The sequence below is a fragment of the Ruegeria sp. CF5 genome, assembly GCF_056537325.1.
Genome location: NZ_JBQFRI010000003.1, coordinates 334,350 through 351,488, shown reverse-complemented (window position 1 = coordinate 351,488; position 17,139 = coordinate 334,350). Strand labels below are relative to the sequence as shown.

Sequence of the window (17,139 nt, the reverse complement as noted above, 5' to 3'; positions counted from 1 at the left end):
TGGCGACACTCAGTGGACGTGGCCACCAAGATAAATCGCCGCCAGATCCCTGTTATCCGCAAGTTCCGCAGCTGGACCATCCATGGCGATGCTGCCTGTCTCCATGACATAAGCCCAATGGGCCACGTCCAGCGCGGCCCGCGCATTCTGTTCGACCAGCAAGATAGTCAATCCGTCCTGCTGCAGCTCGCGAATGATGGAGAACACATCCTGCACAATCATGGGTGCCAGCCCAAGGCTGGGCTCGTCGAGCAACAGCACTTCCGGGCACGCCATCAAGGCCCGACCCATGGCCAGCATTTGCCGCTCACCCCCGGACAAAGTCGAGGCCTGCTGAGTGCGCCGGTCCTGCAATTTGGGGAATCTGCCGAACACATCCCTCAGTGCAGTGTCCGCCCCCGAACGATTGGTCATGAACGCACCAAGCCTCAGATTGTCTTCAACAGACATCGAACCAAACAGGTCCCGCTGCTCGGACACCAATGACATTCCCTGCGCCACACGGCGCTCCACCGGCAAACTGGATATATCCTGCCCCCGCATCAGCACGGTACCACTGTGCGGCAACACACCCATCAGCGCAGACAACAGGGATGTTTTTCCGGCACCGTTTGCCCCGATCAGAGTGGTGACCTGACCTTTGGCTATACTCATATCCACGTTACAGACCGCTTCGACATGGCCATAGGTAACAGAGTAGTTTTCAAGTTGCAGAATCCCGGTCATACCGCCCCCCCAAGATAAGCTTCCTGCACCTTGGGATCGTTGCGAATGTCCGTAGGTGTCCCGCTTGCGATCAATGTTCCGAAATCCAGAACGACGATCCGGTCGGCGATACTCATCACAAATTCCATGTCGTGCTCGACCAGAAGAATGCCGATCCCATCCTGCCGAAGTCTCAGCAACAGTTTAGCAAGGTCATCTTTTTCATGTTTGCGCAGCCCGGCGGCAGGTTCGTCCAGCAACAGGTACCTTGGGGACAGACACAGTGCCCGCGCGATCTCGACCACTCGCGAAGATCCAAGTGACAGGTTCTCGGCCAGTTGGTTTCGTTCCTGCGCTATTCCCACCTGCGACAGCGCCCGATCGGCCTCGGCAAAAATCCGGGTCTCCTCATCACGATCCAGTGCCAGAATTCCTGGCGTGACGCCTGCCTGAGCGCGCAGATGTGCCCCGATGGCGACATTTTCCAATACGCTCATGTCCGGGATCAGCTTCACATGCTGAAAAGTTCGCGCAACACCAAGGGCGGCAATCTCACCCGGGGGCAGCCCGGATATGTCCCGCCCATCCAGCATCACCTCGCCCTCGGTGCGGCTCAGAACACCCGTCAGCAGGTTGAATGTCGTGCTTTTACCCGCACCGTTCGGCCCCAGCAGAACCACGATTTCACCTGTCTGAACAGAAAGATCGACATTATTGACCGCCACAAGGCCGCCGAACCTTTTGATCAACCCCCGGGCCTCAAGCCGCTCTTGGCCTTCTTTCAGCATCAGCTTTGGCAGTTTTGGCCCGTCGGGTTGAGGTTCCGCAGAGGTCACTTGCGAACGTCGTCGGATCAGAGACCATAATCCGCCAGAGGCGTATTGCAGGACAAGAACCAGAATGGCGCCAAAAACGATGGTTTCATAGTTTCCCCCCTGCCCGAACAACACAGGCAGAACATCCTGCAACTGATCTTTCAGGATGACGACCACCGCTGCGCCCAATACCGCGCCGTAGATCTGACCGGCACCACCGATCACGACCATCAGCAAGTATTCGATTCCGGCATTTAATCCGAATGCCGATGGGGTCACCCCGCGCTGAATGTGAGCAAACAACCACCCGGACAACCCGGCAAGAACGGCGGCGTACACAAAAATGATCAGCTTCATGCGGGAGACGCGGATGCCAAAAGCCTCTGCCGCTACTGTTCCGCTGCGCAAGGCACGCATGGCGCGACCTACGCGGGAATTCAACAGGTTGTGCGTTGCCACGATGGCCAGAACAACACTGATCCAGACCAGCGGCCAAACCTGCTTGGGCCCCAACAGCTCAGTCCCGGCAACGGTAATCGGGGGTATGCCCGAGATTCCATTGAACCCGCCCAGAGACTGAAGGTTCCCGAACAGCGACACCAGCGCCACCGCCCAGGCGATGGTGCCCAGCGGCAGGTAATGGCCTGACAAACGCACGGTGATCAGCCCGATCAGCAGCGCGGCAACTCCGGTCACGGCCAGCGCAATGGGCAGGGTCATCCAAGGGGAAAGGCCATAACCGGTAGTCAGCACCGCACTCGTATAGGCCGAAAACCCCACGAAGGCGGCCTGGCCGAATGACGTCATACCGCCGACACCGGTCAGCACTACCAACCCGATGGCCACCAATGACGACAGGCCAATGAAATTCAGCAATGTCACCCAAAAGACGGGCACCCCGGGCAGGTACGCCACGCCCAGTATTGCAATAGCGACGATTGCAGGAAGTTTATATTGCGCCATTACTCAATGCTCCTCGTGGTCGCCCGCCAGGATCGAGCGCCACAACAGAACCGGAATGATCAGACCAAATACGATCACCTCTTTGTAGGCGCTGGCCCAGAACGCTGAAAACGCCTCGGAAAGGCCGATGAACAGAGCACCCAAAAGAGCAAGCGGGTAGCTGGTGAAGCCACCGATGATCGACGCGATGAACCCTTTGAGGCCGATCATGAATCCGCTGTCGTAATAGACCGTGCTGACCGATGACATCAGCACTCCGGCCAGCGCTCCGATAAATGCCGCCATCAGAAACGCCTTTACTCCTGCATCGGTCGTCGAAATCCCGACCAACCCGGCGCCGCGCGGACTGACCGCTGCTGCAATCAGGGATTTGCCCTGCATGGTGCGGCTGAAGAACACATAAAGAGCGATCAACAGAACAACCGCCGCGCCGATCACGAGTAACGTCTGGCCGCTGACGAACAGGGGGCCAAACGTAAAATCGGCATCCCAGAGAGGCGCATTGCGCTGACCTTCTGCGGTAAAGAACACCAGCCCCAACCCGATCATCAACCAATGAACACCCACCGATGCGATCAGAAGAACCAAAACCGAAGACTGAGCAATCGGTCTGAAGCATAGCTGATAGATATAAGGACCCATCGGCACGACCAGAAACATCGTTAATATTAAGGCCGCAGCGCCGCTCAGGTCCGGACCGGCTAAACTCCAGGTGATCAGCGCGATCATTGACGGGACGACCCAATACCAAAAGATGGTTTTTATCCGCTCAGCCGTGTTTTGCGTCTTTCGCTCATGGAGCAACACTGAAATCCCGGCAAGAACTCCCAAACCCACCAACAGCCAGATCGTGCCGGGCACCTGTCCCTTTTGCAGAAAAGCCAGGGTCAGACCGGAATAGGCAAGGAAATCACCCTGAGGGATGAAGATGATGCGCGTAACGGCAAAGAGCAGCACAAAGGCAACGGCCATCAGCGAATACACGGCTCCGTTGAGTACCCCATCCTGAGTCAGGAAGAGCAATATTGTCGAGTCCATATCAGGTTCTCGCTTTCAGTGATTGGAAACGGGTCGGGAATTACTCCCGACCCTGCCGACCCGTCAGTTCACGGGCAGATACCGGAATTGTCCATCCGTGACCTGAACTAGAACCCGGCTGTTGGTGTCATGGCCGTAGTGATCATCCGGAGCCATCGAATAGACCCCATTGGGACCGACCACGCCCGACGATCCTTCGATCGCGTCGCGCAGAGCAGAGCGGAAATCCGGGCTGCCCGGTTCTGCCGTCTCCAATGCCACAGGAACGGCAGCGGCGATAATCGCGCCCGCATCAGCTACCGATGCACCAAAGGCCGAAATCGGACCTTCGGGGTGGTTGGCCAGATATGCCTTGCCATAGGTGATGCCCAGTTCCTTGGTCGGGTGGCTTTCCGGGAGCTCGTTTGCGACGATCACCGGGCCCACCGGCATGATCGTGCCTTCTGCTGCGGACCCACCAATGCGCATGTAATCCGGGCTCGCCGCCCCATGGGTCTGATAGATCTGACCCTGATACCCGCGTTCGCGCAGAGTCGTTGGCGGCAGTGCAGCCGGTGAGCCCGAGGCAACCACCATCACCGCATCCGGATTCGCCGCAGCCAGTTTCAGCGCCTGGCCCGCCACAGAATTATCGGTCCGGGCGAAACGCTCAACCGGGCCAAACTCAATCCCCGCTTTGGGCAATTCTTCACTCAGAATGCGGACCCAATCGTCCCCGAAGGCGTCAGAGTATCCGACAAAGCCCAGTTGTTTGACGCCCGACGCCTTCATGTGATCCAGCAAGGCGTGTGCCATCAGCGTGTTGTTCTGCATGGCCCTGAAGGTCCACTTTTCAACTTCAGGCGTGACCGTCGCCGGTGCAAAGGCAATCAGAGGCGTTCCGGTTTCCGCCGCAACGGCGGCAGCGGCAGCCGATGTGGGTGAGGTTGAGGACCCGATGATTACATCGGCCTGCTCATCTTCAACACATTTGCGCGCGTTCCGGGTAGCCGCAGTCGGGTCTGTCGCGTCATCCAGAATGACGTAATTGACGGTATGCCCGGCCATTTCCGTGGGCAACAACGCAACCGAATTCCGCTCGGGTATTCCCAATGCGGCGGCAGGCCCGGTGGCCGAGACGGTGACACATACGCTGATGTCAGCCGCCGCTGACAGGGCCGTGGTCATCCACAGGGCTGCAGCGGTCAAGGCAAATCGTTTCATCTTGTTTCCTCCCTAAGTTGAAACGGTTCCTTCAAGAGTTATTGGTCGAATATTCGACGTCGTCCGTTGGCCTGATGCGGCCTTGTCCCCCTAATTTCTCAAGGGCTTATTCCTGTTCAGCATGTGCAACAGGCGGTCCTGCGACGATTTTCTGGATGCCAGCGCGACCGTGGCTTCGCGCTCCAACGCCATAAAAGCCAACTCGTCACAGGGTGCTTTTGGCAGGTCCACTCCAGCCATGACGCGCGCGATTTCGGTCGAGATGCCAACATCAGTTTCGGTAAAATTGCCCTTGGCCTTTTCATCTTGGGCTATCGCCACCAGACGATCGAACAACGGCAATCCACCGGCTTCGATCCGGGCCTTATTCGGCGTTGCATAGCCGTCAGCCAATTCTAGTGCTTTGGCTTTTGCCGCTGAAAGTAAGCGATCCCGGTTCATCAGGATGTCGTCGCCCGGACGCAAAAGCCCTACGTCACGGGCCAGAAATGCCGAACCGGACGTGGTGCACCCAATTACGGTCCGGAACCCTGCTTCTGTCCCGGCCAATTTGCCCGTGTTTAGATCCTGATGCCGAAGGGTCAGTTGGGTAGCCCCACCCCAAGCCGGCAGGATACCTACGTTGCGTTCCGGCAGGCCGGCGTACAGTTCGCAGTGGGCGACAACATGGTCAGCGTGCATCATGAGCTCTGCACCGCCCCCCAGCGCCAGACCGCCAGCAGCCGCCACAACCGGAAAATCCGCGTATTTCAGATTGTGCCAGGCCATCTGGCCGCCCTGCACGAACGCACGCAGACCATCCCAGTCCTGACGGTTCACAAAGTCGACGAACACATCCAGACGCGCACCCGCCGAAAACGCGCGCGGGTTGTCATTTCCGATAACGAGTGCCCGAAATCCACCTTGAACAATCCCGATGGCGTCCGCAGCCATGGCCGTAACGTCAGGGTCAATGGCGTTCATCTTGGTGTGGACTTCAAAACAGGCGACGCCGTCACCCACATCCCGGATTGAGGCGGAACCATTCCCCGAAATCTTGCCCGCGCTTTTTTTGATCGCGGCCAGCGAAAGAATGCCCTCAACGGGTTTGACCACTTGCAGACCGCCACCGGCTTTCTGCATCTGACCTTCGACCGGATAGAAACCGCCATTCTCGGCCGCCTGACGCAGAAGGGCAGGAACCGAGCGGCCCTCAGCATCCATTCTTTTGACAATCCAACCGGCACCGACCTGATCGGCCAGTTCGAACGGGCCACTTTTCCAGTTGTAGCCAAGGCGCATGGCCAGATCGATGTCGCTGATTTTTGAGGCTATATCGCCTGCAATAGCGGCCGAATACGCCACTACATTCGACAGGACGGACCATGCGTATTGGGCACCCTTGTCATCATGTTGGCAGAGTTTGCGCAAATCGGACCAGTCGTCCAGACAAGGCAGACTGGCGATGTCCGCGATGCGGTATTCAAGGGTTTCGAGATCCAGAACTTCATTCACCCGCTCCCCGGCACTGTTCTTGCGACGATAGAACCCGCCGGGGCCAAAGCGCCCGGTCCGACCCTTTTCCAGCATTTCGGAGAAAACTTTGTCCCGGGTGATGTCGTAGTTCAGGTGGTCATCGTCTTTCGGCAGCGATTTCATAAAACTGCCCCAGACCAGAGGCACCAGCTGAATGCCGACAAAGTCAAACAGGCCGAAAATGCCGGTTCGCGGGATGCCAAAAGGCCGGCTCATGACCGCGTCAGCCTCCTCGACCGTCAGACCAAGGCGAAACGCGTCTGTCGACGCAACCGACATCCAGTAGTTGCCCACCCGGTTTGCAATAAAGCCGGGGGTATCGAAGCACATCACATTCGACTTGCCCAACAGGTGGTCGGTGATCGCACCAATTCGGGCAATAACCGCCGGATTGGTCTGATCGTTCGACACAATCTCCAACAGTTTCATGAGACGCGGTGGGTTGAAAAAATGCGTGACCACAAAATCGCGCGCAAACCGCGTACCCTGCCCGGCTGTCAGATCGGCCAGTGGTATGGTCGAAGTGTTCGAAGACACGATGGAGCCGTCCTTGCGGATCGCCTCGATGCGGCCGTAAAGGTCACGCTTGATTTGCAGATCTTCAAAGACGGCTTCGACAATCCAGTCCGCATCGGACAAACGGTCGAAATGATCTTCGACATTGCCTGTACGGATGCGAAGGGCGAAATCGGGATGCATAAGACCGCCCGACTGCAACTGCCGTTGCACCCCGGTTTTTGCAAGTTGGTCGCGGTCTTTGGCCCCTTCAGGCACGATATCCAGCAGATCGACTTGAATTCCGGCATTGGCCATATGCGCAGCAATGCCCGACCCCATGGATCCTGCGCCTATCACTGCGACGCGCTTCAGGTGCAAATCGAGAGCAGTTGTTGCAGCGGCGGGTTGGTCCTGTGCGGTCACGTCCTCAGCCTTTCACGTTTTCAAGGTTCTCAAGGACAAGCGCGATGCCCTGACCGCCACCGATGCACATCGTGACAAGGCCATAGCGTCCACCTGTGCGTTTCAGCTCATAAAGCGCCTTGGTTGTAAGGATTGCGCCGGTTGCACCCAGCGGATGACCCAGAGCTACCGCGCCGCCATTCGGGTTCACCTTGTCTTCAGGAAAACCCAGTCCGTCAGCGACTGAGATTGACTGGGCCGCAAATGCTTCGTTGGATTCGATGACGTCCATGTCATCCAGTGTCAGGCCGGCCCGCTCCAAAGCAACGGGGACTGCCTTGACCGGGCCAATGCCCATAATCTCGGCCGGAACGCCGGCAACGCCCCAACTCAGCAGCCTGCCAATGGGGTGCAGGCCCCGTTCTGCCACGACCTCATCCGAGGCCAGAACAACACAAGCGCCACCGTCGTTGATGCCTGACGCATTGCCTGCCGTAACCGTGCCGCCCTGACGAAAGGCAGGTTTCAGATTGGACAGCCCGTCCAGAGTAGTGTCTGCCCGTGGATACTCGTCCCTGTCGAAAATCACCGTGCCTTTGCGGGTTTTCCGTTCGACCGGAACGATCTGCGCGTCGAAACGGCCTGCTTCAATTGCAGCACAGGCCTTGCGTTGCGAGTTCAGCGCGTACTGATCCTGACGCTCGCGGCTGATCTGGTACTTTTCGGCAACGTTCTCTGCCGTGTCCCCCATCGCGCCGTGACCAAAGGGATCAGCAAGCGTGTTGGTCAGCCAGTCATACACGTACCCATTGCCCATCTTCCTGCCAAAACGCATACCTTCGACAGCCATTGGGGCGCGGCTCATCGCTTCGGCGCCACCGGCAATGGAAATCCTGCTTTCACCGTCGAGGATCATGCTTCCGGCCGTGGCAATCGCCTGCGCGCCTGACCCGCACAAACGGTTGAGTGTCAGGCCCAAGGCCTCATCCGGGCAACCTGCTTCCTTTACAACGGTCCGTCCCAGAAACAGATCAGGTGCTTCGGTTGGGATCACTGTGCCGAATACCGAGTTATCAACGTCTTTCGGCTCCAGCCCCGCGCGTTCAATGGCGGCTGTGGCCGCGATTGTTCCGAGTTGGGTGGGTGTGAACTCTGAAAGGCTGCCCCCGAATGAGCCGATGGGTGTGCGCGCTGCACTGAGGATGTAAATCTCGGTCATTTTCTTTGCTTTTCCTGAAGGTTTTGATGGGTTAGCGCGCTGCACAAACCACGGAGATGTCGCTGTGATTTTCGAACAGCCGGGTCACGTCGTCCGCCCGTTTGCGCAGGGCGGCGCGCTGGTTGAGGTAGCCTTTGTCGGTCATCTCACCGTCTTCTTGAGACGGTAGGTCAGTCAGAATAAGTGCGCGATTAACTCTCCCCGAGGATCCTCCGCCCTGCCCTATCCGGGCCAATCCAAGGGCCAGGTGATCGCGGAGCTTGCGGTTCGACATGAGGTTGGCCAGATCGGCCTCGGGATCACCTGCGATATCTCGGCACCCCTGCAGGTTCATGAACATCAGCACGCCAACACAATCGCGATCGTGACCCGTAACCACGACATCCATGACCGCAGGCCGCAGCGCATCGATCGTTGCCAGACGCAGGGCGTTCACCTGAACCCAGGTGCCAGTGACCAGCTTGAAGTTTTCGGAAATCCGGCCGTCAAACAGGATACCCTTTGCAGGGTCGTCATCCAGCAGGCGGCCTGCATCCCCGATCCGATAAAACCCTTCGGAATCGAACGCCTCGGCGGTGGCCTTGGCATTTCGCCAATATCCGGGCGTGACCATCGGACCGCGCAAGCGCAGTTCCAGTTTGTCATCATCCGGCACCAGCTTGACTTCGCAGTCCTGCACTGGAACGCCCAGATTGTCCGCACGTGTATTGCCGGGGGGTGACATGGTGACCACCGGTGCCGTCTCGGTTGCGCCCCAGGCTACGTGTGCAACAAAATCCGGGTTCGCATGGCGTTCCGCCAGCCTTTGATAGCGATCCCAGGTTTCAGATGACAAAGCGGCACCTGCCGTGAACATTCGGCGCAGGCGGCTGAAATAGGCGCGGGCGAAGTCCGGGTCGGCTTCAAGAGCAGGAACCAGCAGGTCGAACCCGCGCGGAACGCCAAAGTGGATCGTGGGACGGTATTGGGTAAGGTTAGCAAGCGTTTTGTCGAACAGGTCCGGTGCTGGTCGTCCGTCGTCAATCACCAGTGTTCCGCCATTGCGCAAGGCGCACATAGCTACAAGATTACCACCGTAGACGTGGTTCCACGGCAACCAGTCCACGATCACTGGCGGCTCATCTTTCAGGAAGGTCCATTCGGCTGCGATCGCATCCTGGTTCGAACAGATCATGCGTTGGGTTACGATCACCCCTTTGGGTGCACCTGTCGAACCCGACGTGAAAAGCACTTTGGCAACCGTGTCGCCGTTGATGTCAGACAAGACACGAACGCCCCGCCCCAAACGCTCTGCATCTGCGATCACATGATCTGCACCCCGCCCGCTTGAAGCCATCGTTGCGCAGCCCATCTCTCTGGCAATCTTCAACCCGTTTGCAAACGCACCTGCGTCTTGGGCGTAGACCAGTCCGGGTGTGAGCTGTTGCAGAAGTTCCCGAATGCGGCTGGTGTCAGAGAACTGGGAATAGGCGACCGAGATTGGCGAAACCGGCACACCCAAGACCTGAGCGGCAAAGCTTAGAACCGCATGATCGATGCTGTTGCCCGACAAGATTGCGACTGGGCGTTCCGGGCCAAGATGCTGATCGGAAAGCCATCCGGCCAAATTGCAGACCCGACCCCAAAGCTTGGCATATGTGATGCGTGAAGCGTCATTCAGGTCTATTATTGCAATGCTTTCAGGTGAGTTTTCTGCATGTTCCTTCAAAAAGTCCGCAACTGTCTCGTAGGTCGAGTGCTCAGGTGATGCGTCGCCAGAAATCACTCCATTCGGAACTTTGTCCATTATTTTGTGAATATCCAACTGAGGGCTCCCTGATTCGTAGTCTAGTTATGCAACTTACATATTAGATAATAGTGTTATCTTTTTTTCGCAACACACTTGTTTACAACACCACCGAAGCGCTAACATTCTTGGCAATGCACACGGATCGCAAACCCAGGGAATGCAATGGAAAGCATTGAGGCCAAATGGAAATCCCAGTCCGAAAATGGGGTCCGCCAAAAACCGGATCTGAGCTATCTCGAGTCCACGCTTGGCTATGTCATGAAACGGTCGCTGGTCGAGTTGTATCGGTCCATCTACGAATCACTCGAGAATTCAGACCTGACACTGGTCCAGTTCTCGGTACTTTCCATCGCTCAGGACAATCCCGGCATCTCGCAATCCGAAATGTCCCTGGCGCTTGGGTTCGAACGCCCGCGACTGGTTCCAATCATCAATACGCTGGAGGATATGGGGCTTGCAGAACGCCGCCAGAACCCGAATGACCGCAGGGGGCGCATGATCTACCTGACACCGGCAGGCCAAACCTGTATCAAGACACTCAAACGCAAATTCGACACCCATCAGGCCCTATTGAAATCCGAAATGGGTGAACCGAGGTTTGAGGCATTGATGGAGTCGCTTGCCTGGATTACGCAAAACCGTTCCCGGTAACGCAATCACAGGGGAGCACATGAAAGGATCACCTCCGTGAAGGATGAGACACCGAACAGCGATGCGCAGGACACGCCAACCGTCCTCGAACGACACTGCTCGGTGCGAAGAACAGTCGAGATCGTACTCGACAGCTGGAGTTTTTTGATCCTGCGCGAGTCCTTCTTTGGTGTGAAGCGGTTCGACAAATTTCAGACAAGACTCGGCATACCGAGGCAAACCCTGTCAAACCGGTTGAGCAAGCTGGTTGAAAACGGAATCCTATCAACCGGTACTCGTCCAAACGAGCGTGGGAAACAGTATTTCTTCACCCCTCGCGGTAAGGATCTGTTCTCCACGATGCTGTCTCTGATGGAGTTCGGTGACAAGTGGCTGGCCGGTGATGAGCCGCCGCCTTTGCAACTGATCCATACGAAATGCGGTAATAAATGCCACCCGGTAACCGTGTGCTCGGAGTGTAAAGAACCTGTAAACGCTCGTGAGGTTGCCCACCGCGACGGGCCGGGCGCCGGATACTCACCACCTGAATTGCGCCGGTCAACACGGCGCAGCTCGGACGCCAATGTTCTGCAACGTGTCCGACCCTGCTCAGTGGCGCGCAGTCTTGCCATAATCGGTGACCGGTGGAGCTTTTTGATTCTGCGCGAAGGGTGGTTCGGTGTACGCCGATTCGATGAAATGCGTGAAAAGCTTGGAATAGCGACCAACATTCTCACGGATCGGCTGAACAGGTTGGTCGAGGCAGGTGTGTTTCGAAAAGTGCCCTATAACGCTGCCGGGGACAGATACGAATACCGGTTCACCGAGATGGGGCTGGACCTCTACAAACCGATGCTGGTGATGATGCAGTGGGGAGATACCTGGCTAAGCGATGGCCGCCCACCCCTGCGCCTCAGGCATCGCAATTGTGGACGGGACTTTCACGCTCAGGTCGTATGCAGCGCTTGCCTTGCACCGATCGCCGCAAACGAAACCGACTATACCCTGACCTACGAGTTACCGGATTGATTGGCGGGGGCGTCCAAACCAACGCCCCTGCCATTTCGAATTCACTTTGTGTCCTTGCTGTCCGCTGCGTGCGATTTATCGCGTCGGAAAAGGATTTCTCCGACAATGCCGCGGCGAAAAACCATCACGCAGGCCATGAAAATGACCCCGATTATCGCTGAAATCGGCAAGCCGCTGGTTGCAAGGAAGTGTTCAAGGCTCACCAGAAACGCGGCACCGAAAATTGGTCCGAAAAATGTGCCGACACCACCAATGAGGGTCATCAGCACCACTTCACCCGACAGGTGCCACGAAACATTATTGAGAGAGGCAAGCTGAAACGCGATCACTTTCAGAGATCCGGCCAGTCCGGACAAGGCCGCTGAAATCACGAATGCGATCAACTTGTATCGCTCAACATCCATACCCAGCGACAGCGCGCGGGCTTCGTTTTCGCGAATGGCCGCCAGCACGTGCCCGAATGGAGAATGCACAACCCGCCAAAGCAGAAGCAGGGCAGCAGCGACCAAAGCCAGGACCACATAGTACATCGACGTCGTATCCGACAGGTCGATCATACCAAGCAAGTAACCACGAGGCACGGCCTGAATACCATCCTCTCCGCCGGTGAACGGCATCTGAACGGCCAGAAAATAGATCATTTGCGCCAGCGCCAGCGTAACCATTGCGAAATAGATGCCATAACGCCTGATCCCAAGTGCCCCGAATACGGCACCCAGCAGTGTGGCGAACACAACACCCAAAAGTACTGCAAATTCGAACGGGAACCCCCACGTTTTGGCGGCATGCGCGGTGACATAAGCCGATCCACCAAAAAACGCGGCGTGCCCCAGAGACAGCAATCCAGCGTATCCCAGCACAAGATTGAGTGCTGACGCAAACAGCGCAAAACACAACAACTGAATCAGGAACAAAGGATAGACCATTGCGGGCGCGATCAACGCCCCCGCTGCGGCAATGATTAGGGCTGCGTATATCGTCATACGGTTTGTCATCGCTCAGCCCTCCCGTCCGAACAGCCCCGAGGGGCGCACCATAAGGACTATGACCATCACGATGAAAATCACGATGGATGATGCTGCCGGATAAAAGGTCTTGGTCAGCCCTTCGATCACACCCAGCGACAATCCCGTAAGGATCGCACCCCCGATCGATCCCATGCCGCCGATAACCACGACAGCAAAGACGATGATGATCAGGTTGGATCCCATTCCCGGGCTGACCTGATAGATTGGCGCAGCCAGCACACCGGCAAATCCGGCCAGCCCCACGCAGAACCCATATGTGAGGGTCAGCATTAGCGGCACGTTGATGCCAAATGCCTGCACCAGAGAGGGATTTTCCGTCGCGGCCCGCAGATATGCGCCCAGCCGGGTTTTTTCGATCACCATCCAGGTCGCCACACAAACAACAAGCGCCGCGATAATGACCCAGCCCCGATAAATCGGCAGGAACATGAAGCCCAGCTTGACCACACCCGTCAGCTCATCAGGCACCGGATAGGGTTTGCCTGCCGAACCGAAGATGTGGCGGAACATGCCCTCCATCACCAGCGCCAGTCCAAACGTGAACAACAGGCTATAAAGATGATCCACCTGATAAAGGCGCTTCAGAAACAGGCGTTCGACAATCGCGCCAACTGCGCCGACGACCAGTGGCACAACTATCAAAGCCGGCCAATATCCGATGCCCGCCCAGGATAACACCATCCATGTGACAAACGCGCCGAACATATAGAATGCGCCATGCGCGAAGTTGATGATGTTGAGCATTCCGAAAATGATCGCCAACCCCAGGCTGAGCAGCGCATAGAACGATCCGTTGATCAGACCCAGCAGTACCTGCCCCAGCAGGACCGCAAAGGGTACTCCGAAAATTTCTGGCATTAGGCTTCCTCCCTCAAACGCCGAGGTAGGCGTTGATCCGCCCCATGTCGGACGTCAGTTCAGCGTTGGTGAATTCATCCACGATCCGGCCCTGCTCCATGACGTAGTGACGGTCCGAACTGGCGGTAGCGAATTTCAGATTCTGTTCGACCAGTATGATGGTCAAACCCATTTTCTTGAGCTCTGTCAGGGCCTTGGATATCTCGTCCACGATGACCGGAGCGAGCCCTTCGGTCGGTTCGTCAAGCAGAATAAAGTCGGCTCCGGTCCGCAGGATGCGTGCGATTGCAAGCATCTGCTGTTCGCCCCCCGACAGCCGGGTTCCGATCGTTTTGTCCCGCCCCTGAAGGTTTGGAAACAAACGATAGATATCCTGAATGCTCATACCGTTAGGCTTGACCACCGGGGGAAGATTCAGGTTTTCGACCACACTGAGCGAAGAGAAAATCCCCCGCTCCTCGGGAACAAAGCCCAGTCCAAGTCGCGCGACCTTGTGTGGCGGCGTCGCCAGCAAATCCGTCCCATCGAACTTTGCCAGCCCTTTGCGCTTGCGGACAACACCCATGATCGTGCGCATCGTGGTAGTTTTGCCGGCCCCGTTTCGGCCAAGAATGGTCACGACCTCTCCGCGGTTCACGTGCATCGTCGCGCCGTGCAGGATGTGGCTTTCGCCGTACCACGAATGGAGATCCTTCAGATCCAGCCGCCGGTCGTTCACCTCAGTCATGGCTGCCCCCTATATATGCTTTCTGAACTTCGGGGTCGGCCGAAACTGTGTCATAGCTTCCTTCCGCAATGATCTGCCCCCGCCGCAGCACGGTGATGCAATCCGAGATGTCGGCCACGACGTTCAGATTGTGCTCGACCATGACGATGGTGCGGCTGCGCCCCACCTCTCTGATCAACCGGGCTGTGCGCTCGATATCCTCTTGCCCCATCCCTGCCATCGGCTCGTCCAGCAGGATCAGTTCGGGGTCCATTGCCAGAGTCGTTGCCAGCTCCAGTGCGCGTTTGCGCCCATAGGGCAATTCAACCGCCAGAACGTTGGCGTATTCTTCCAGACCCACATCCGCCAACAGCTCTTCGACGCGGTCGTCATAGGCGCTCAACACCCGATCCGACCGCCAGAAATCAAATGTTTCGCGAAACCGCGACTGAAGCGCGATGCGAACATTCTCATGCGTGGTGAGATGCGGAAAAACCGACGAAATCTGGAAAGACCGCACCATGCCGCGCCGGGCAAGGGTTGCCGACTTTTCTCTGGAAATATCGACGCCCTTATAGTGTATCGTACCTGCGCTCTGCGGCAGGAACCGGGTCAGTAGGTTGAACATGGTGCTTTTGCCAGCCCCGTTCGGACCGATCAGCGCATGTAGCGCCCCTTCTTTGACAGAGAAATCGACGTCGTCAACAGCGACGAAGCCCCCAAAATCCCGTTTCAGGCCGCGTGTCTCGAGAATGATATCCGAGATCATGGCTACCTCCCTTTTCCATTGAGTCTTCCGATCCTCATCACCGCTGCGCGACGTCACGAAAAACTTGTCTCCTCTTGACGGTGATAACTTTTTAAGTCTAGTTATGCAAGTGAGCAATGTGAGGAATGCACCTTAACAACGCTCTTAGTGGCCTTAATAAGTGCACTTCCGCACATTGATAGTCTGCTAATACAAGCTTTTATAAAGCTCAATTGGGAGGAGGAAATATGAAGTACACAAAGGAAATAGCAGCCAAAATTGCTGGCGCTGCGGCGTTTGCGACTGCCATTACCGGCACGCAGTTGCTAGCAGACGATGCGGTGAAAATCGGCGTGCTGACGGATATCAGCGGTCAGTTCAGCCACGAATCAGGCAAAGGCGCGGTGACGGCTGTTGAGATGGCCGTCGAGGATTTTGGCGGCACCGTTCTTGGCAAGCCAATCGAAGTTTTGTCCGCCGATCACCAGAACAAACCAGAGATCGCCGCAGCTACCGCACAGGAGTGGTACGAGTCCGAAGGCGTTTCCATGATTGGCAATCTGATCAACTCGGGCATCGCCCTTTCGGTTGCACAGATCGCGGCGGAAAAGGACGGTATCGCAATCGTCACTGGCTCGGGGTCTTCTCGCCTGACAAACGCGGGATGTACGCCAAACTCAATCCACTATGCCTATGACACCTATGCGCTGGCCAACGGCACCGCCAAGCGGCTGGTCGAAGAGGGCCTGACCGACTGGTATTTCCTGACCGCAGATTATGCATTCGGTCACGCGCTTGAAGGCGATGCGTCCGCCATCGTCGATGCAGCCGGCGGTAACGTTCTGGGCGCTGCGCGATACCCTATCGAAACGGCTGACCATTCAGCCTTTATCCTGCAGGCGCAGGCATCGGGCGCCAAGGTGATTGCCGTTGCCGGATCCGGCACGACCTTTATCAACGCCGTCAAATCTGCAAATGAATTCGGCGTCTCCCAAGCGGGTCAATCGGTTGCAGGGCTGTTGGTCTGGCTGACGGATGTCAAGGCGCTCGGGCTCGACTCGGCCAAGGGCATGTTGCTGACCAACGGCTTTTACTGGGATCGGGATGAGGAAACACGCGCCTTTGCCGAGCGGTTCAAGGAGCGCATGGGTGTGATGCCTCACATGGGCGACGCAGGAGATTACTCCTCCACGTTGCACTACCTCAAGGCGGTTGAGGCAGCAGGCACAACCGACGCTCAGGCCGTTATGGCCAAAATGCGGGAACTGCCAGTGGACGATTTCTTTGGTCAGGGCGGTCACATCCGCAAGGACGGTCGCATGGTGCATGACATGTATGTCTACCGGGTGAAATCGCCTGAAGAATCCCAGCATGAATGGGATGTCTACGAACAGGTCGCCGTCATTCCGGGCGAAGAGGCATTCCGCCCCCTGTCGGAAAGCCAGTGTCCGCTGATCACCAACTGATCCATCCACTCACGGACCCACTGTCCTGACCGGATTTCCGGTCAGGACAACGACAAAGGAGCTGACATGGAACTCAAAGATGCAGTCACCATTCTCGCCGGGCGCGAAACGGTCTGGAAGGCCCTGAATGACCCCGAGATTCTGCGCCAGTGTATCCCGGGCTGTGAGGAACTGACCCAGGACAGTGCCACCGAAATGGCCGCCAAGGTCACACTCAAAGTCGGCCCAATCAAAGCCCGGTTCGCTGGCGAAGTCACTCTAAGCGAAATTTCGGCACCGGAAAGCTATGTCCTTTCTGGTGAGGGCAAAGGTGGCGTCGCCGGATTTGCAAAAGGATCGGCCACCGTTCGATTGGAACAGATAACCGAGGCGGAAACCGTCCTTCACTATGACGCCCGCGCCGATGTTGGCGGCAAGATTGCCCAGTTGGGTGCGCGCCTACTGGATAGGACGGCGCAGAAACTTGCTCGCAAGTTCTTCGATGATTTTGCGGCTCAGGTAACCGCCTGACCACAATTATTAACAAA

15 protein-coding genes are annotated in these 17,139 nt (G+C 57.0%); 4 read left to right on the top strand and 11 right to left on the bottom strand.

Translation table 11 applies throughout. The features are described from left to right. Positions 1–9: 9 nt before the first annotated feature. The 7 genes from ACR0NW_RS10990 to ACR0NW_RS10960 form a co-directional block, all read right to left on the bottom strand. Positions 10–726 carry an ABC transporter ATP-binding protein gene (locus ACR0NW_RS10990; RefSeq protein ID WP_480791790.1) on the bottom strand — a complete coding sequence of 239 codons (717 nt, stop codon included), beginning with the start codon at positions 724–726 and terminating at the stop codon, positions 10–12. Next, positions 723–2,483: a branched-chain amino acid ABC transporter ATP-binding protein/permease gene (locus tag ACR0NW_RS10985; RefSeq protein ID WP_480791789.1), complete on the bottom strand. Its 1,761-nt coding sequence runs from the start codon at positions 2,481–2,483 to the stop codon at positions 723–725. The genes ACR0NW_RS10990 and ACR0NW_RS10985 overlap by 4 nt, the downstream gene beginning before the upstream one ends. 3 nt (positions 2,484–2,486) lie before the next feature. Next, the gene (locus ACR0NW_RS10980) at positions 2,487–3,521 is read right to left on the bottom strand and encodes a branched-chain amino acid ABC transporter permease (protein WP_480791788.1); all 1,035 of its coding nucleotides are present in this window, start codon (positions 3,519–3,521) and stop codon (positions 2,487–2,489) included. Positions 3,522–3,584: 63 nt separating this feature from the next. Beyond that, the gene (locus tag ACR0NW_RS10975) at positions 3,585–4,724 is read right to left on the bottom strand and encodes an ABC transporter substrate-binding protein (protein WP_480791787.1); all 1,140 of its coding nucleotides are present in this window, start codon (positions 4,722–4,724) and stop codon (positions 3,585–3,587) included. Between the two features lie 90 nt (positions 4,725–4,814). Further along, positions 4,815–7,160, bottom strand: coding sequence for a 3-hydroxyacyl-CoA dehydrogenase/enoyl-CoA hydratase family protein (locus ACR0NW_RS10970; RefSeq protein WP_480791786.1), 2,346 nt, complete (start codon positions 7,158–7,160; stop codon positions 4,815–4,817). A 4-nt stretch (positions 7,161–7,164) separates the two neighbouring features. Beyond that, the gene (locus ACR0NW_RS10965; RefSeq protein WP_480791785.1) at positions 7,165–8,358 is read right to left on the bottom strand and encodes an acetyl-CoA C-acyltransferase; all 1,194 of its coding nucleotides are present in this window, start codon (positions 8,356–8,358) and stop codon (positions 7,165–7,167) included. A gap of 31 nt (positions 8,359–8,389) precedes the next feature. Beyond that, on the bottom strand, positions 8,390–10,144 hold the full coding sequence (locus ACR0NW_RS10960; protein ID WP_480791784.1) for an AMP-binding protein: 1,755 nt from the start codon (positions 10,142–10,144) through the stop codon (positions 8,390–8,392). Between the two features lie 165 nt (positions 10,145–10,309). On the opposite strand from ACR0NW_RS10960, the gene ACR0NW_RS10955 reads away from it, so the two are divergent. Continuing rightward, on the top strand, positions 10,310–10,798 hold the full coding sequence (locus ACR0NW_RS10955; protein WP_480791783.1) for a MarR family winged helix-turn-helix transcriptional regulator: 489 nt from the start codon (positions 10,310–10,312) through the stop codon (positions 10,796–10,798). A gap of 36 nt (positions 10,799–10,834) precedes the next feature. Further along, positions 10,835–11,806 (top strand): winged helix-turn-helix transcriptional regulator, encoded by a 972-nt coding sequence (locus tag ACR0NW_RS10950; protein ID WP_480791782.1) that lies wholly within the window; start codon positions 10,835–10,837, stop codon positions 11,804–11,806. A gap of 41 nt (positions 11,807–11,847) precedes the next feature. Here ACR0NW_RS10950 and ACR0NW_RS10945 read toward each other — a convergent pair whose 3' ends face one another. The 4 genes from ACR0NW_RS10945 to ACR0NW_RS10930 are packed head-to-tail and all read right to left on the bottom strand — an operon-like array spanning position 11,848 to position 15,167. After that, the gene (locus ACR0NW_RS10945) at positions 11,848–12,801 is read right to left on the bottom strand and encodes a branched-chain amino acid ABC transporter permease (protein WP_480791781.1); all 954 of its coding nucleotides are present in this window, start codon (positions 12,799–12,801) and stop codon (positions 11,848–11,850) included. A gap of 3 nt (positions 12,802–12,804) precedes the next feature. Then, entirely contained in the window at positions 12,805–13,692 is an 888-nt protein-coding gene (locus ACR0NW_RS10940) for a branched-chain amino acid ABC transporter permease (RefSeq protein WP_480791780.1), read from the bottom strand. Between the two features lie 13 nt (positions 13,693–13,705). After that, positions 13,706–14,419 (bottom strand): ABC transporter ATP-binding protein, encoded by a 714-nt coding sequence (locus ACR0NW_RS10935; RefSeq protein ID WP_480791779.1) that lies wholly within the window; start codon positions 14,417–14,419, stop codon positions 13,706–13,708. After that, on the bottom strand, positions 14,412–15,167 hold the full coding sequence (locus ACR0NW_RS10930) for an ABC transporter ATP-binding protein (protein WP_480791778.1): 756 nt from the start codon (positions 15,165–15,167) through the stop codon (positions 14,412–14,414). Before ACR0NW_RS10930 ends, ACR0NW_RS10935 begins: the two co-directional genes overlap by 8 nt. A gap of 227 nt (positions 15,168–15,394) precedes the next feature. On the opposite strand from ACR0NW_RS10930, the gene ACR0NW_RS10925 reads away from it, so the two are divergent. Both ACR0NW_RS10925 and ACR0NW_RS10920 read left to right on the top strand, forming a co-directional pair. Further along, positions 15,395–16,612: an ABC transporter substrate-binding protein gene (locus ACR0NW_RS10925; protein WP_480791777.1), complete on the top strand. Its 1,218-nt coding sequence runs from the start codon at positions 15,395–15,397 to the stop codon at positions 16,610–16,612. Positions 16,613–16,678: 66 nt separating this feature from the next. Next, positions 16,679–17,122, top strand: a complete 444-nt coding sequence (locus ACR0NW_RS10920) for an SRPBCC family protein (protein WP_480791776.1) — start codon at positions 16,679–16,681, stop codon at positions 17,120–17,122. The last annotated feature ends 17 nt before the right edge of the window (positions 17,123–17,139 follow it).

What these genes read in the sequence shown, in the direction of transcription:
- ACR0NW_RS10990 (WP_480791790.1), bottom strand. Translation starts at nt 726, where the DNA reads ATGACCGGGATTCTGCAACTTGAAAACTACTCTGTTACCTATGGCCAT.
- ACR0NW_RS10985 (WP_480791789.1), bottom strand. Translation starts at nt 2,483, where the DNA reads ATGGCGCAATATAAACTTCCTGCAATCGTCGCTATTGCAATACTGGGC.
- ACR0NW_RS10980 (WP_480791788.1), bottom strand. Translation starts at nt 3,521, where the DNA reads ATGGACTCGACAATATTGCTCTTCCTGACTCAGGATGGGGTACTCAAC.
- ACR0NW_RS10975 (WP_480791787.1), bottom strand. Translation starts at nt 4,724, where the DNA reads ATGAAACGATTTGCCTTGACCGCTGCAGCCCTGTGGATGACCACGGCC.
- ACR0NW_RS10965 (WP_480791785.1), bottom strand. Translation starts at nt 8,358, where the DNA reads ATGACCGAGATTTACATCCTCAGTGCAGCGCGCACACCCATCGGCTCA.
- ACR0NW_RS10960 (WP_480791784.1), bottom strand. Translation starts at nt 10,144, where the DNA reads ATGGACAAAGTTCCGAATGGAGTGATTTCTGGCGACGCATCACCTGAG.
- ACR0NW_RS10955 (WP_480791783.1), top strand. Translation starts at nt 10,310, where the DNA reads ATGGAAAGCATTGAGGCCAAATGGAAATCCCAGTCCGAAAATGGGGTC.
- ACR0NW_RS10945 (WP_480791781.1), bottom strand. Translation starts at nt 12,801, where the DNA reads ATGACAAACCGTATGACGATATACGCAGCCCTAATCATTGCCGCAGCG.
- ACR0NW_RS10940 (WP_480791780.1), bottom strand. Translation starts at nt 13,692, where the DNA reads ATGCCAGAAATTTTCGGAGTACCCTTTGCGGTCCTGCTGGGGCAGGTA.
- ACR0NW_RS10935 (WP_480791779.1), bottom strand. Translation starts at nt 14,419, where the DNA reads ATGACTGAGGTGAACGACCGGCGGCTGGATCTGAAGGATCTCCATTCG.
- ACR0NW_RS10930 (WP_480791778.1), bottom strand. Translation starts at nt 15,167, where the DNA reads ATGATCTCGGATATCATTCTCGAGACACGCGGCCTGAAACGGGATTTT.
- ACR0NW_RS10925 (WP_480791777.1), top strand. Translation starts at nt 15,395, where the DNA reads ATGAAGTACACAAAGGAAATAGCAGCCAAAATTGCTGGCGCTGCGGCG.
- ACR0NW_RS10920 (WP_480791776.1), top strand. Translation starts at nt 16,679, where the DNA reads ATGGAACTCAAAGATGCAGTCACCATTCTCGCCGGGCGCGAAACGGTC.